Source organism: Abyssibacter profundi (assembly GCF_003151135.1).
In the GTDB taxonomy this organism is placed as follows: domain Bacteria; phylum Pseudomonadota; class Gammaproteobacteria; order Nevskiales; family OUC007; genus Abyssibacter; species Abyssibacter profundi.
Genome location: NZ_QEQK01000016.1, coordinates 13774 through 28346 on the forward strand (window position 1 = coordinate 13774; position 14573 = coordinate 28346).

The window sequence follows — 14573 nt, forward strand, 5'->3', positions numbered from 1 at the left end:
GCGGCGCTGACAGGTGGAACGGCTTGGAGCCTGGGCCGGCTAGGGTCGGTAGTCCATGAAGATGCGACCCGAACGGACAACCGGCTGGCCAAAGGCTTCGAGGACCTGATCCCAGTCGGGGCTGTCGTTGGTGGTACCCGGCAGGCTGGCGCCTTCGAAGGTATCGCCATTGTCTTCGCTCACCCACAGCCGGCCATCGGGCGCGGCGACCACGACGTAGTTGCCCACACCGCGGACATCATTGGTTCCCTGCCCGAATACGGTGGTCCAGTTCATCARATCATCGCTGTAGGACAGCCCGCCCGTGGTGGTCACGAAGTAACGCCCATTGATCAGTCGAATTTCGTTGATCGGGCTTTGCAGACCGGGGGGGAGTTCGGTCCAGGTGGACGCATCGGAAGAGCTGTAGAGCTTGCCGCTGCCCCCGCCGAACAGGTACTGGCTGCCGTCGTGGATGATCTCCAGCGAATGGAACCGGCCAGTGCTGCCGCTGTAGACCTGCTCGGGCAACGTCCCGGTGATGTCGGTCCAACCCGTGCCGATGTCGCGGCGAATCTCACTGCTGGAGAAGCCGAACTGCGGATAGGCGAAGAACGTCCCGGCGGCCTCGTCGAGATCGGCGTAGGTGCCGCGCACCAAGGTGTTCTCCAGCGTCCAGTTCTGCGCATCGGCGCTGACGTAGGCGATCACGCGGTTGTCGCTGCCGTCTTCACCGAAGGTGGTCGAACTGATCGCGCCACCGACTGCGACGTACTGCATGCCGCTCCACTCGATTTCCTGCAGCGGCACCTGGCCATTGGGCGAATCGAAGTCCAGCGGCAATGTCTGCTCCTGCCAGCTAAAGCCGCCGTCAAAGCTGATTGCGACAACCGGGTTGATACCGTCTTCGAACCCTCGATCGTCGTAGACAATACGGCTGCCGGCGGCAATGAGCCGATCACCCGCGACGGCCACATCGTTGATTTCGAACGGCGCATGGTGGCTGCGGGTATCCCAGTTGCGGGCATCCGCACTGGCCCAGATCTGACCATTGTTGCCGACGGCGACATACCAGGTCCCGTCATAGGCGATGTCATTGAGCTGCTCGACCGCCTCGCCGACCCGGCCCTGATTGGTCCAGGTCAGGCCATCTGGGCTGGTGTAGACATAGCCACGCACGCCTACGATGACGAACTGCGAACCGTCATACAGGATGGCGCGCGGCAGCCCCAGGCTCACGAAGTGATCGCCAGAGATCGTGTTCCAGGTCCGCCCATCGGTGCTGCTTTGAACGGTTCGGCCATTGAACACGCGGATGAACGTCGTGCCATCAAAGGCGACCGTGGGGCTTTGGTTGGCCTGCAAGGCAGCGATGTACGCGGCATCGTCGGCGGCCTCGACCCAGCTGTGGCCGTCCGGGCTGGTGTAGGTCCGGCTGCCGTTAATGGCCACGAACTGGCTGCCATCGTGGTAGATCTCGTTGACCCGCTCGGTCGGCTCGACCTGACCCCACAAGTCCCCATCAAAGCTCTTGAAGGTGCCTTGCGTGGATCCGCGAACGGCGGCGATGTAGGTCGTGCCGTCGGTCGCAAATGCGGACAGGCTGCCACTGGAGCGATCAAGCAGGCCCGGCGTATTTGCGGCCACCCACAGCTCGGAGTTGGTGCTGCGGAAGATCTGCCCACGGCCGCCGACGGCGAAGAACTGCGTGCCGTCCCACACGATGCGGTTGAGGTCGCTGTAGGTCTGACGTGGTGACACCATCCGCCAGGCGTCGGACGCCTTCGGCGCCGCCGTGTCCTGCGGGTCGCCAAAGTAGCCGGCGCTGCTCTGACCCAGGGCAATGGTGCCGATGGTTCCCGTCGCCACGGTGAGCAAGTCACTGGACAGCGGGTACACCGTCAGGTCACGCAGGTTGGGGCCGATCATCATGACGTCATCACCGACCAGCACGTACAGGCCATTGGCCACCGTGACATCACGCAAATGGGCATTGATGCCGCCCAGCGACAGCCAGTTGAAGCCGTCGGCACTGATCGCAAGCGCATCCTGCCCCACGACCACGAACTGGCTGCCATCCCAGGTCACCGCCCGCAGATCGGGCGTGCCGGGAATCGGGTTGGCCAGCGTCCAAGTCTGACCACCGTCCACGCTGGTGACGATATCGCCGTCCAGCGCCACCGCCACGTAGGTACCGTTGTGCTCGGTGATGTCCTGCAGATTGCGGGAGCTGCCGGTGGCGACTTCGGTCCAGTTGCTCAGATCAGTGGACAGGAAGGCGCGACCGCCCAGTCCGACCCCGACATATCGGCCCGACTGACCCTCCAGGTACTGCATGTTCAGGATGGCCTGATTACCCGGCAGGTCGGTCCAGTTGCTGCCGTCTGTGCTGGTGGACAGGAATGCGCTGCGCACGGCGATGAACTGACTGCCATCGAACTCGATATCGGTCGGACCACCCTCGAACGTGCCCCCACCGGTGAAGTTTGCCCCGTCGGTTGTGACGAACGGCAGGCTGTTGAACTGCCCGGCCATGACGAACCGGCCATTCCCCCATTCGGCATCCAGAATCGTGCCGCTGGGCGGGGTGGCAATCGGTGCCATACCGCCGATCACATCTTCGCAATTGGCATTCAGGATCAAGTCCCGGCCCGGCATGGTGCCCGCCGCCGAGGTCGGGGTGGGTGTACAGCGCTGACCCTCAGGCTGGCGCGTGATCTCGAAGCTATACGGTGCGCCTTCTTCGGCGGTGCCATCCACGATGCGCACCGAGGAGTTGCTCTGCGTGTAGGTGTCCTCCAGCGGCACGCCGTCAAGCGTGAAGCGGTAGTCCAGCGTGGCACCGGTGTCCATGCCACTGATGAACAGATCGACGCTGTAGCGGCCGGCCTCCGAGCAGCTGATGTCGATGTTGGTGATATCGGCACCGTTCACCGCACCCGATCCGTTGGCCACATTGCAGACCAAACCGGACGAGGGCTGTGCCCGCACGGTGTAATCGCTGCCATCGGCCACGGTGGTGGAGTAGGTCACCGCACCGTTGCGCAAGCCGCCATCGTTGGCGATGCCGCCGCCGATCAGCAGCTCCCATTGCCCCATGGATGAGGTTCCGGGCACGCCGGAGATGGTGCCGGACAGCGTGTAGGTGCTCGGCGTCGAGCAGCTGATGTCGACATTGGTGACATGGCCGCCGGACACCGTGCCACTGGCATTGGCCACACTACAGACCAGACCGCCCGACGGCGTGGCCGTCACTTCGTAGCTGGCGCCGTCGGACACGCCGGATGCGTAGATCACCGCTCCGTCACGCAGCGGGCCATCGGCCACCAACGAGCCACCGATGAAGACCTCCCACTGGCCACTGGCCGTGGTGCCTGCTCCGGCAATATTGCCGCTGATGTCGTAGGTGCTGGCCTGGGCCGACATGCAGTTGATGTCGATGCCCGTGACATCAGCACCGGCGACCGTCCCGGCCGCATTCGCCACGGTGCAGCTGTAACCGGTGGGCGCGAAAGCGCGCACGATGTAGCTCGAACCGTCGGCAACATCAGCCGTGTTGTAGGTAATGGGGCCATTGGCCATGGCGTTGCCCGCCACCACCGTGCCATTGACCTCGACCTCGTAGGTTCCGGTGTCCCCGGTGGTGGGCAGCCCGGAGATCGTGCCCTTGAGGTCGTAGCCGGCCTGCTGCGTGCAGCTGATATCGACACCCGTGACATCCGCCCCATTAACCGTGCCTGAGAAGTTCGACGCCGTGCAGTGGAGCCCGCCGGCAGGCGTGGCAATCACCTGGTAGGTGGTGCCATCGGCAACCGGAGACCCGTTGTAGGTGACCGCACCATCGACCAACGGCCCATCGTTGGCCAGCGAGCCATTCAGGAACAGTTCCCACTGGCCGCTGGAGCCGGCGCTGCCCGCACCCGAAATCGTGCCTTCGATATCAAAGCTCGAAGCCGACGCCACCGTCCGCGACGTGAACGCCTGCATCACCGTGCCGACGGTCAGGGTGGTGGTCACGGCCGTGTCAAAGCTGCTGGCCGAGGTATGGCGCACGCACAGTGTCTGACCCACCTCGACCACGCCGGCGGCCGTTGTAAACCCGCTGGGCTGGCAGTTGGGGGACCATTCGCCATTGGCGACCGAGACGTCGACGGTGGAGTCGATCCCGCTGATGGTCACGGTATTGGACGTGACGACCGTATCCAGCGGAACGCCGGTCTGGTCTGCGAAGGCGAACGCATCCGGGGTCTCGTCGGGGCCGCCCGTGCTGGTCATGCGCAGCTGGCCCAGAAATGCCGGTACACCGCTGGCCTGCGCCTGGCTGGCGTCGCCGACATTGATCTCATTGAAGCTGCCACTGTCGTTGTCAGACAGCGCGTACTCGATCTGCGCCGAGCCATCCAGCCAGATGATCTCGGCCGTGTTCGGCGTTCCGCCGAAGCTGCGATAAAAGGGATTGCCCAGGACGCCGGCCGGCACGGTCAGGCGGCCATCGCTGCCCACCGTGACGTTGACCGACTCACCATCGGAGAACGGCCCGCCGGCTGCAGCCTGCTCGTAGGTGAGCGTGTAGCTGCCCACCAGGGCGCTGTTGATCGTGCCCGGTGTGGTGACACCGGCCCCGCCGGTGCGGGTGCCTGGCGCACCGGGGTCAACGACAACCCCGTTGACGACACCATCGTCGTCGCCTCGGCCACCATCGACCAGCGTTAGCGTGACGGTGCGCCCGTTGATTCGCGCGCCCTCGACGCCATCGAAATCAAACGGCGTGAACTGGCCGTTCTGAACCTTGTAGTAGGTGTTTGGAGCGGCCCCAGCAGGCAGTTCGATGGTGACATCCACCGAGCCGCCGGGCGTCAGCCCCGTGACGCTGAAGTCGTAGAACCCATGATCGAAATTAACCCCGGCCGGCGCGGCAGCAGGCGCCGGATTCGGCACCACACGCGCCTGGCTGAGCGTACCTGCCGACGCACTTAGCGAGACGGTACCGCCACCCGGGGCGGTGAGCTGGGTCTGGCCATCGCTGGCATTCAACAGATTGATTTCTGCGGGATCACCGCAGGCGGTAAGCCCAAGCGCCAGAGCGGCGCAGGACAGTGTTCTCAGAATCGCAGGCATGGGTTCCACTCCCCGGGGATTTGGTCGGTGGAACGGTAGGCGCCTGCCGCCCGGGTCCATACCCCCTAGATAGGGGTTCGGAAGAAAGCCGCACAAAAAAGGGCGGCCAAAGCCGCCCTTTTGCTCAACCACTGCCGCGTGAATCCATTACGGTGCCGACAATCGAACCACCCCTGATTCGATCGCAACAGATTCAAGGCGGTTGTCGCGGAAGACTGCTGCGGTTCCGCTGAACGTTGCCTCCAGAAGACCGCCGCTAATCGACGTCACGGTGATCTCGCAGCCCGTATCGCCGGATACGGCGAAAAAGTCGACGCCATCGTTGAGCGAGATTTCGGTATTAACCGGTTCATCATTCCCGGCAAAACGGCAGGCGTGGGTGCCCACTTCGAGCGGGGCCCGCATCGTCCAGCGACGGGTCGCGTTATCTGGGCCTTGCGTATCAGTCACCGCCAGGCCGAAGTAACCATTACCCATATCGTTGTACGGTGAGGCCGACACGATGGTCGTGCGAATGCCATCCACCCGCCCGGAGACACCCGTCTCGCCCATTGCCAACGCGGCATCATCCGACGGATTCCCGGACGCATTGGGCGTCGCAGGATCGTAGTAGAAATAACCGTCGGTCACCGGCAGCTGGGTGACGTTATCGTTGGCGATCAGTGACCCGGTGAAGTAGCCCTCGACAATCGGACCGGCCTGGACCACTTTGATGGTGCACTGACCGTCCTGGGATCCGACACCAGCGTCAGGCCCGGTTCCGGCACCTTGCAAATGCTGCAACTTGACCGCATCCGCAGCCGAGGCATCGTCGGCGCACTCGTAGGTGCCGGCGGCCTTGGTCACGGTTAAGCGCCACTGGCTGGACGGTCCGGTTGCCTGTAGGTAGAAGGTATTGCCGTTGTCCATCAGCACGATGTCATCGGGGCTGGTGTACTCGACACCGTCCACGATCCCGGTGACGCCGTTGTTGACCAGCGCCGCAGGTCCATTGTTGCCCACTTCGGGGTCATTGCTCTCCGCGCCCTGGAGGCTGACCGCGACCTCGCTGCCGGGGCTATCCAGCCCGTCGGTCAGAAAGCGCACCCGCTCCAGATTGCCGTCGCCATCCAGATAGAGATCGTAGGTTGGCTGGTTGCCGTCGCCTTGCACCACCATCTGAATACCCACACGCATGCAACAGTCGATGCGATCGAAGACAGCCTGGTAATCCGATGGTCCGAACTGGATGCCGTCGTCATAGTCGACTGCACCGTTTTCGTCGATCACCACCGTGCCACGGGTGTGGGTGCCATCGAGCACGGTATCGACCGCATAGGTACCGGCCAGCGCAGTCACCAACTCGATCCCGGCCGGACCCTCGCCGCCGCCGGACGACTGATCGACCAACTGCCCCAAGAAGCTAGGAATCCCCTGCGACAATGGATTCGACGCATCGCCGATATTGATTTCGTTGAACGCGCCGGTGGCGTTGTCAGACAACGCGTATTCCAGGTTAGCCGCCGTATCCAGCCAGATGATCTCTGAAGTCTGCGGACTGCCACCGATCTCACGAACGAACGGGTCGGTGAGCACCGGGCCTTCGCCGATCTGCAAGGTGGTGTCGGACACGATCACCATCACCATGTCGCCGTCGGCATAGGGAGACCCGGACTGGTTCTCGGTCGCGGTCAGCGTGTACTGGCTGACGAGTCCGGCGTTGACCGTGCCGGGGGCGGTTGTCCCGTTAGGCCCGGCATTGCCACCGCCGCCGCCTGACGTGCTGACCTGCGTCGACGCCGGGGCCAGCTGTGAGGCATTGGCCTGCAGGTCTGCATTCGCATAGGTGTTCGCTGCCGTGGTCAATGCGGCGGCCATGTCGCTCAGAAAATCACTGTAGGGGGCATTCGCAACGCTGGCGTCGATGGCTCCATCTGCGGCATCGGCCACCAGGGCGCTCAGTACAGCCAGCGCCGGCGACGGCTCACTCGCTGCGACCGTGGCCAGTGCAGCGAGGTAAAGAGCGTAGCGACCGGCATCCGTGTTCGTCAGCGACCCGGCAGCGGTGGTCGCGCCCACCGGGGTCGGTAATGAGGTGATGCTGCTCAGGCCGGGCGCCAGCGCGGCGCGGATCGCCTCATTCGCCGCGTTGACCTCGGTCACAGTGAGCGGAAACAGCCCGTCGTTAACGGCTGTTTGGTAAGCCAACTCGGTGAGCGTCGTCACCGCAATCGACGACCCGGGCGCCGGCGCAAGGGCGCGCAGTCGGGCGCCTGCCGGAAATGGTCGGAGCGTGCCAGCGGCCTCGTCGAAGTACATCGCGTCGATGTCATCGCCGAGAACCTCGACGACCACGGGGCCCGCGTAGGACGAGGTCACCGTCACGTTGACGGCGCCGTCGGCACCCGTCGAACCGGTGCCGATCAACGTCGTGCCGTCGGCTTGGTAGAAGTTGACGTCGGCATCCGTCACCACGCCCAATGAGGCGGCACCGCCGAGTGTCGTGGCCATCGGGGCCGGTGAATCGGCATCGATGTCGATAGACGCGTTGTCGCAGCCAGTCGCCAGGATCGCGAGGCCGAGGGACAGGGCGCAGGACTTGAATTGTTTCATGACGAATCTCGCTCCGTAAAACCAGTCGCAGCGCCCGCCGGGGCGGTACGCCGCCCTTCGCATCGTCACCGGCTCAACGTAACCGGGCTATCCCCCATTCAGGGGGGAGCCCACACCGATACGCTTGTGATTTGCGTCCCGGCTTTCATAATCGGGGCTTGGGTGAGCGCCGTTCTTCGGGAAGCACCGACGGCCATCACAGCGACGGGGAGTGTTCGTGGGGGACGCAGGTTCGCAAGCACAGGCCATGGGCCGTTCGACCGCTGCCCGACGCCTGATCGCAGTGCCCGGCGCGCTGGGCCGTAATGTGGTCGCGTCGCTGTTGTTTGTTGTGGACCTGGTCACGTTCATGCTGCAGGCGCTGCTGCACTGGTGGCAGCGCAGCCCGATTCGCAACCGGGCCACACGCCGGGCGGTGGTGGTGCAGATTCTGTTCAGTGGTATCGATGCCCTGCCGCTGCTTCTGCTGATCGGATTGGCGATGGGCATGGCGCTGACACCACCGCTGCTCATGGCCGGCAATTCCATTGGTGAATCGGAGGAGCTGGCACGCCTGCTGGTCGTGGGTCTGGCGCTGCAGCTCGGCCCACTGCTGACCGCATTGATCCTCATCGGCCGCAGCGGCTCGGCCATTGCGGTGGACCTGGCCCAGATGAAGCTCAACCGCGAAGTCGCCGCGCTGGACCTGCTGGGCATTCGGCTCACCGATTATTTTGTCGCCCCACGCCTGATCGGCGGCGCCATCGCCCAGCTGGCGCTATCCATCTACTTCGGGGCTGTCGCCTTGATTGGCGGCGGACTGGTCAGCGCGTTGGTGTTCAGCGCCGAGCACCTGGCCCTGCTGCCCGCACTGGCGGGCGCGATCACTCCCGGCGATGGCGCCATTTTCGTGATCAAGAACCTGATTTTCGGCCTGATCGTCACGGGCACCGCCTGTTTTTGTGCGCTCAAGGTCGAGGTGTCCCGCACCGAAGTCCCCCAACGCACCCAGCAGGCAATCGCATCCAGCTACGCGCTGGTGTTCGTCATCGCCGCCCTGTTTTCGTTGTTGGAACTGCCATGACGCTGGCGCTGCAATGTCGTGGCCTGCAACCGCAGGGCGAGCCGCCGCTGGCACCGTTGGACCTGGATGTTCGCGCCGGCAGCGTGGTCGTCATCGCCGCTCGCAGTGGTGCGCAGCGGAATCAACTGCTGCTGGCACTGGCTGCGCTGGAACCGGCGCATTGCCGGGCGCACATGATGTCCGGGGTGGATTTGCTGAAGCCGGACCGTCGACGCCGGGGGCGCCGCCCCACCGGCTCGGGGTTCATCAGCCACGCATTCCCCTTGATGAGCAATCTCAACGCCTGCGCGAATGTGATGCTGCCGCTGATGTATCACCGCAAGATGCCCCGGCGCGAAGCCATGTCCGCCGCTCACGCATTGCTCGATGCCGTGGACTTTCGCGCCGACCGCACGGCGCTGCCGGCCTTTCTCGACCGCAGATCGCGCTGGCAGGCCCTGCTGGCCCGGGCGCTGGGCAACCGCCCCCCGTTGCTGTTCATCGACGAACCTTTCGAACTCGACAGCGTGGAGCACTGGACGTCTATTGGTGACTTGCTGCTGTCATTGCAGCAACAGTTCGATTGCACGCTGATTGTGGAGACGGCCAACCTCGAATTCGCGCGTCACCACGCGGAACAAACCGTCTACGCAGACACCCAGACGGCCCTGGTACTCGCGCCCGAAGAAGCGTTTTCGCCGGATAACCCCTATGCCAACTGGACGGCGTACCTGCGCCGGCTTGGCACCTACCCGATACCCGCATGACCACATCTGATCACAGCCGCCCCGCAACCGGCACCGCCCCGCCCCGCCGCGTGCATTACGTGCACACGCTCGACTACAGCTGGCAGGAGCGGCTGGTCGGAGCGTTCGTGATCGGGGCGTTTTTGCTCCTGATCGCAGGCCTGGTCTTCAACGACCGCATCGGCTTTCTGCTCACCGACAGCTTCGAACTCCATGTGCTCACCGACCGGGCCGAAGGTCTGAGCACCCGGACGCGGGTCTACGCCTCGGGCGTTGAGGTGGGGCGTGTTCGCGCCATTGCGGTGGACGAGGCGGGCCGGATCGACGTGGCACTGCAGATTCGCGCCGCCTATGGCGACCTGATCCGCGAGGACTCGGTGGCCACAGTCGGGGCACCGTCCATGCTGGGCAGTGCCACCGTGGACATCAGCGGCGGCAGCGAAGGCGCGCCCCCGATTCTGCCCGGCGCACGGCTGCGGGTGCAGCCCGGCGCTTCGTTGAACGATGCGATCAGTGAAATCGGCCCGGCGGTGCAAAATCTTGCGGACATCCTCAACCAGCTGAATGCACCGAATGCGGACGGCACGCCACAGTTGCAGCAAATGGTGGAGGATGTGGCCGGCGTGACGGCCAATCTCCACCAGCTCAGCGACACGCTGGTCACCGGGGACGGCAGCCTGCCCCGCCTGATCCGTGAGCCGGATGCACTGGCGTCGCTCGAACAAACGCTGGATAACGCCCAGGCGCTCACCCGAAACCTTCAGGAACAAATGCAGGCCATCGAACCGATGATGCAGGATGTGGCGACGATGACGGCGCAGTTGCCGCAACTCAGCGAACGCCTGATGGCGCTGGAAGCCCATGCCAGCGAGCTCATGGCCACATTGGCCGACCAAGGCGAGGCAGTGCCGGGCATGGTTCGCGATATGCAGGCGCTGCTGGATGAAGTCAGCAAGACGGTTGAAGCCGTCAACACGACCTGGCCGATCTCGCGCGGCGTGGAGCGGCAAGAAGCCGCCGAACGCCCCACCCGCACCGTGCTCCCGCCGCAATGAGACGTCTGATTCCAAGCCTGCTGGCCCTCGCCCTGCTGACGGCCTGTGCCGGTCGCAGCGGACCGCAGACACCGCCTCCCAGTGACGCCCAACGGCTGCTCGCTGCCGGCCAGCAGGCACTGGCCGACGAGCATTTCAGCATGGCATTGGGCCGGCTGCAGGACGCCCGCGTGCTCGCCCGCAGTCTCGATGACACCGAAACACAGATTCGCGCTGTGATGGGCCAGATCGATATCGCCCTGATCCGCGAACAATCCGACACGGCCGCGGCATTGGCCGGCACGCTGGATGCCCTGGCACGGCGGGATGGCGTCTCGGCCCTGACCCGCGCCCAGACCACGTACATGCTGGCGCGCGTTGATGCGGCGCATGGACGGTCTGCGCTGGCGCGACAACGCATCGCACCGCTGATTCAGCGTCGGGATGCACTGGGCCAGGTGGCGCGGCTGCTGGACTGCCGGGAGCTGCTGGCTGCCGGACCGTCCAACTGTGCGGAGCCGTTGCATGCCAGCGAGCCGCTGCTCAACGCCCGTATTCAACGTCTGCGGGCCGAGGCGGCCGTGCATGACCACCAGGCCGAACAGGCGATGCAGTGGCTGGAGTCGGCACGAGGCCTGTACCAGCAACTCGGTCAACGCACTGGAGTCGCAGCCACGCTGGAGACACTGGCCCAGGTCGCCGCCCGCGCGGGTGACTGGCCCCGCGCCTGTGACGCCATGACCCGCGGGCTGGGCGCCAACCTGGGGATTCGCAATGCACCCGCCGCGCGGCGTCTGGTCGGCTCATTGGCGCAGCACTGCGCCACCGAACCGCATCGCCAGGCGGTACTGGATCAACTGCGCCTGGCCCTGCCCGAAGAGCGCCCGGCGCGCTGGCATCGCGCGGCGGCGCTGCTGGCGCAGTACGAGGCAACGCTGCACAGCCCCGCGCCTGCCCGCCCTCGGTAGACGCTTGCCGCTGGTCGTGGCCTCAGGTCAGACTTGCCGACCATGTTCACCTCCGTGCTATCAAGCCCCTCGCCACGCCCCTCTTGGTGTGGCCGGCCATGACCTTCTGGCTGGCATTGGCGGTGGGGGTATTGGCCCTTGGCCTGGTCGTGCTGGGTGTGATGCTCAAACGGCAGCAGGCCGCCATCCGAGCCTTGCAGGCCTCGGCCGACTCGCTGAGCACGGCGCAGTCCACACAGGAAGCCATCGCCTCCGAACGCGACCGCATCTACCGGGATTTGCATGACGACATCGGCGGACGGCTGCTGACGCTGGCCCACGGCAGCAGCGATCCGGACACGGCCGCGATTGCCCGGGACGTGCTCCAGGACCTGCGCGCCGTCGTCTCCCGCACCCAGGCTGCGGAGGGCTCATTGCTGGAGATCCTGGCTCAGATCAGAGACGAGATGGAGCAGCGCCTGGACACCATGGGGGTTGCGCTGATCTGGCAGCAAACCACCGACATTCCCGACCCCGACCTGCCGGAGGCGGATGCCCTGCACCTGTATCGCATCGCGCGCGAGGCCATCACGAATGGCGTGCGCCACGCCGAGGCCTCCCGTATTCGTGTCCGCGTCAGCGCGGCCGCCGACCTGCTGCTCATCGACTTCACCGACGATGGCGAGGGCATGCCGCCGGACCGCGTGGGGTCCGGTCGTGGCACGGCCAGCATGCGACAGCGTGCGGAAGAGCTGCATGGGAACATCGACTGGAACCCAGGCACCGAAGGCGGCACCAAGGTGGTCTTGCGGGTGCCGATCCCCCCATCTGAGGGGGGCGCCGGCGCGGGCAATCCCGCATGATCCACCCATGACTGAATCCACCGCCACCCCAGCCCTGCAGCATGGCTTGGTCGTCGAAGACCTGGAAGCCTCCGCGGCCTGGCTTTGTGATGTGCTGGAGGAAGTCTTCCCCGAGATGGCGGTGGCCCAGGCGGGCTGTGTGGCCGAGGGCCGGCAGGCCATCGAAGCCTGCACGCCGCAGCTCGCACTCATCGACCTCGGCCTGCCGGACGGCTCGGGCATCGAACTGATTCGCCAGCTGGCTCATGGCGGTCAGACGCCGCACATCATCGTGTCCACGATTTACGCGGATGATCGCCACCTGTTTCCGGCACTGCGCGCCGGAGCCACGGGCTATCTGCTCAAGGACCAGGCCCGCGAACGGGTCACCAAGTCGCTGCGTGGCATTGCCGCCGGCGAACCCCCGTTGTCGCCTCGGGTCGCCCAGCGCCTGCTGCGCATCTTTGCCCAGGAGCAAACCGAACCCGAGGTGCCGTTGTCACCGCGCGAACGTGAGGTGCTGACACTCATCGCCAAGGGCTTTCGCTTGCCCGATGTTGCCGAGACCATGGGGGTGACCCGCAACACCGCCGCCGGCTACATCAAGGCGGTGTACCGCAAGCTCAATATTTCCAGCCGGGCCGAAGCCGCGCTGGAAGCCAGCCGGCTGGGTCTGGTCGGCGACCTCTAACACCCGCAACAACCCGCCCGCCGGATTTCCAAGCGCTGCAGGCTTGCGTAGTCTTCGCAGCATGTCGCGCCTCGCCATCTATATCCCGCTGTGCCTCTTGCTTGGCGTCGCCAGTGCCGGCGCGCTTGCGCAGCTGCCGGAATTCAGCCAGCCCATTGCCGCCATCGACGATCCAACCACCACCGTGCGCTCGGCCGGCGAGCTGGTGGATTCCGCCGAGCAGTATTTCCGTGCCCATGCCTGGAAAAACCCCGACTGGCATGACGCCTGTCTGACACCGGACTATGTCGCCAAGCCGGCGAAGTGTGCCGCGCCCACCGACCGCATCCCGATGACACGCAACGTGCCCCCCATCATCACGGGCCTGCGCCCCGGTATCGATGCGCGCGATCTGACCAGCCAGTGGTCACTGGCCAATCACTACGACCGCGGGCGCTATCTGCCGCGTGACTATCCCGAAGCCGCCAAGTGGTACGCGGTCGCCGCCCGCGAGGGCCTAGCTGCCGCGCAGTACGAACTCGGCACCCTGTATGCGGAAGGTGTCGGTGTCGAACACTCCGACCAGGCTGCGTTTTCGCTGATGAACTCGGCGGCCGATCAGGCCTATCCACCCGCCGTGGCCTACGAACAGGCCATGCTGGCCGGGCGCGACTATCGCGTCCGCAACGCCGGGGGCGTGCTTTACGATCGCCCGGAGGCATTGACCGGCTATGGCCGGCGCCCTCATCTGCCCGGCGGGATGATCGTGCTGGTCTTTGATCGCCTGCCGCAGTGGTACCGCGTCTACGTCCGCCATCTCGACCGCTGGGGCTGGGTGCGCCGAGACCATGTGGAGTTCCGGGTCGACGGCTAGCCACGGTCTGCCGGTCTGGCCGCTGGCCTGGGCCTGCGGCGTCGTGCCCGCCCTGGCCGTTGTGGCCTGCACGATGCTGTCGATGCATCAAGGACTCGTGCCGAGTTGCGTGCCGTTTGTTGACGGCTGCACAACCGTGAGCGCCACCGGCCGCCACGGCGCGCCGTACTTCATCTTCAAGGCCTTGGTGATTCCCGGTGGCGTACTGTTGATGGCGTTCTGGCTAATCGCCGGCCTCTGGTGCCTGCACCTGCAACGCCGACTCGCGTCGATCGCCCTGCTCGGCGCCGGCATTGGCGGGGGCCTGTTCCTGATTCTCTACGCCACGTTTCTGGGTTCCGACGGCCTTTGGTATGACTGGCTGCGTCGATTCGGTGCCCGGATGTTCTTTGCCTTGACGGCGTTTGCGCAGTTACTGCTGACCGCAGCGGCCTGGCATGGCCTTGCACAGAGCAGGCGGCCCCAGGCTTTGCACGGGATGCTCTGGCTTTGCCTCCTGCAGCTGATCATCGGTGTCACCAGTCTTCCTGCCCCGTGGCTGCTAGAGAATCCAGACGCCGTCCAGAACATCGTCGAGTGGAACTACGGCCTGGCGATGCTGCTGTTCTTTCCCGCTGCCGGGCAGCTCATGCACCGCCAGGGTCTGCGCATGCAGATCGCGTTGTCGCCTGGCGCGCGCTAACCAGCACCAAGCAGGCGTCACGACATCCAAGCGCGTGTTGGGAACGA

10 protein-coding genes are annotated in these 14573 nt (G+C 65.2%); 8 read left to right on the forward strand and 2 right to left on the reverse strand.

Annotated elements, in window-relative coordinates; genetic code table 11:
* Positions 1-39: 39 nt before the first annotated feature.
* Together DEH80_RS14940 and DEH80_RS14945 are read right to left on the reverse strand one after the other, a co-directional pair.
* Complete coding sequence (locus DEH80_RS14940) at positions 40-5097, reverse strand: choice-of-anchor U domain-containing protein (RefSeq protein ID WP_109721320.1); 5058 nt, start codon at positions 5095-5097, stop codon at positions 40-42.
* 147 nt (positions 5098-5244) lie between these two features.
* Positions 5245-7689 (reverse strand): hypothetical protein, encoded by a 2445-nt coding sequence (locus DEH80_RS14945; RefSeq protein WP_109721321.1) that lies wholly within the window; start codon positions 7687-7689, stop codon positions 5245-5247.
* Between the two features lie 247 nt (positions 7690-7936).
* Between DEH80_RS14945 and DEH80_RS14950 the strand changes: the two genes are divergently transcribed.
* The 8 genes from DEH80_RS14950 (at position 7937) to DEH80_RS14985 (ending at position 14526) form a co-directional block, all read left to right on the forward strand.
* Positions 7937-8752, forward strand: coding sequence for an MlaE family ABC transporter permease (locus tag DEH80_RS14950; RefSeq protein ID WP_109721322.1), 816 nt, complete (start codon positions 7937-7939; stop codon positions 8750-8752).
* On the forward strand, positions 8749-9498 hold the full coding sequence (locus DEH80_RS14955) for a P-loop NTPase family protein (RefSeq protein WP_109721323.1): 750 nt from the start codon (positions 8749-8751) through the stop codon (positions 9496-9498). The genes DEH80_RS14950 and DEH80_RS14955 overlap by 4 nt, the downstream gene beginning before the upstream one ends.
* Positions 9495-10532: an MlaD family protein gene (locus tag DEH80_RS14960; RefSeq protein ID WP_109721324.1), complete on the forward strand. Its 1038-nt coding sequence runs from the start codon at positions 9495-9497 to the stop codon at positions 10530-10532. The genes DEH80_RS14955 and DEH80_RS14960 overlap by 4 nt, the downstream gene beginning before the upstream one ends.
* Positions 10529-11479 (forward strand): hypothetical protein, encoded by a 951-nt coding sequence (locus DEH80_RS14965; RefSeq protein WP_109721325.1) that lies wholly within the window; start codon positions 10529-10531, stop codon positions 11477-11479. Before DEH80_RS14960 ends, DEH80_RS14965 begins: the two co-directional genes overlap by 4 nt.
* A 98-nt stretch (positions 11480-11577) precedes the next feature.
* Positions 11578-12321 (forward strand): sensor histidine kinase, encoded by a 744-nt coding sequence (locus DEH80_RS14970; RefSeq protein WP_109721326.1) that lies wholly within the window; start codon positions 11578-11580, stop codon positions 12319-12321.
* A 7-nt stretch (positions 12322-12328) separates the two neighbouring features.
* Positions 12329-12991, forward strand: a complete 663-nt coding sequence (locus tag DEH80_RS14975; protein ID WP_207774637.1) for a response regulator — start codon at positions 12329-12331, stop codon at positions 12989-12991.
* Positions 12992-13052: 61 nt separating this feature from the next.
* Complete coding sequence (locus DEH80_RS14980) at positions 13053-13844, forward strand: tetratricopeptide repeat protein (protein ID WP_109721327.1); 792 nt, start codon at positions 13053-13055, stop codon at positions 13842-13844.
* Positions 13819-14526, forward strand: a complete 708-nt coding sequence (locus DEH80_RS14985) for a hypothetical protein (protein WP_109721328.1) — start codon at positions 13819-13821, stop codon at positions 14524-14526. The genes DEH80_RS14980 and DEH80_RS14985 overlap by 26 nt, the downstream gene beginning before the upstream one ends.
* Positions 14527-14573: the final 47 nt, after the last annotated feature.

Excerpts from the sequence above, each read along its gene's own strand:
- DEH80_RS14945 (WP_109721321.1), bottom strand. The coding sequence starts at position 7,689 with ATGAAACAATTCAAGTCCTGCGCCCTGTCCCTCGGCCTCGCGATCCTG.
- DEH80_RS14975 (WP_207774637.1), top strand. The coding sequence starts at position 12,329 with ATGACTGAATCCACCGCCACCCCAGCCCTGCAGCATGGCTTGGTCGTC.
- DEH80_RS14965 (WP_109721325.1), top strand. The coding sequence starts at position 10,529 with ATGAGACGTCTGATTCCAAGCCTGCTGGCCCTCGCCCTGCTGACGGCC.
- DEH80_RS14980 (WP_109721327.1), top strand. The coding sequence starts at position 13,053 with ATGTCGCGCCTCGCCATCTATATCCCGCTGTGCCTCTTGCTTGGCGTC.
- DEH80_RS14950 (WP_109721322.1), top strand. The coding sequence starts at position 7,937 with ATGGGCCGTTCGACCGCTGCCCGACGCCTGATCGCAGTGCCCGGCGCG.
- DEH80_RS14985 (WP_109721328.1), top strand. The coding sequence starts at position 13,819 with ATGTGGAGTTCCGGGTCGACGGCTAGCCACGGTCTGCCGGTCTGGCCG.
- DEH80_RS14955 (WP_109721323.1), top strand. The coding sequence starts at position 8,749 with ATGACGCTGGCGCTGCAATGTCGTGGCCTGCAACCGCAGGGCGAGCCG.
- DEH80_RS14960 (WP_109721324.1), top strand. The coding sequence starts at position 9,495 with ATGACCACATCTGATCACAGCCGCCCCGCAACCGGCACCGCCCCGCCC.
- DEH80_RS14970 (WP_109721326.1), top strand. The coding sequence starts at position 11,578 with ATGACCTTCTGGCTGGCATTGGCGGTGGGGGTATTGGCCCTTGGCCTG.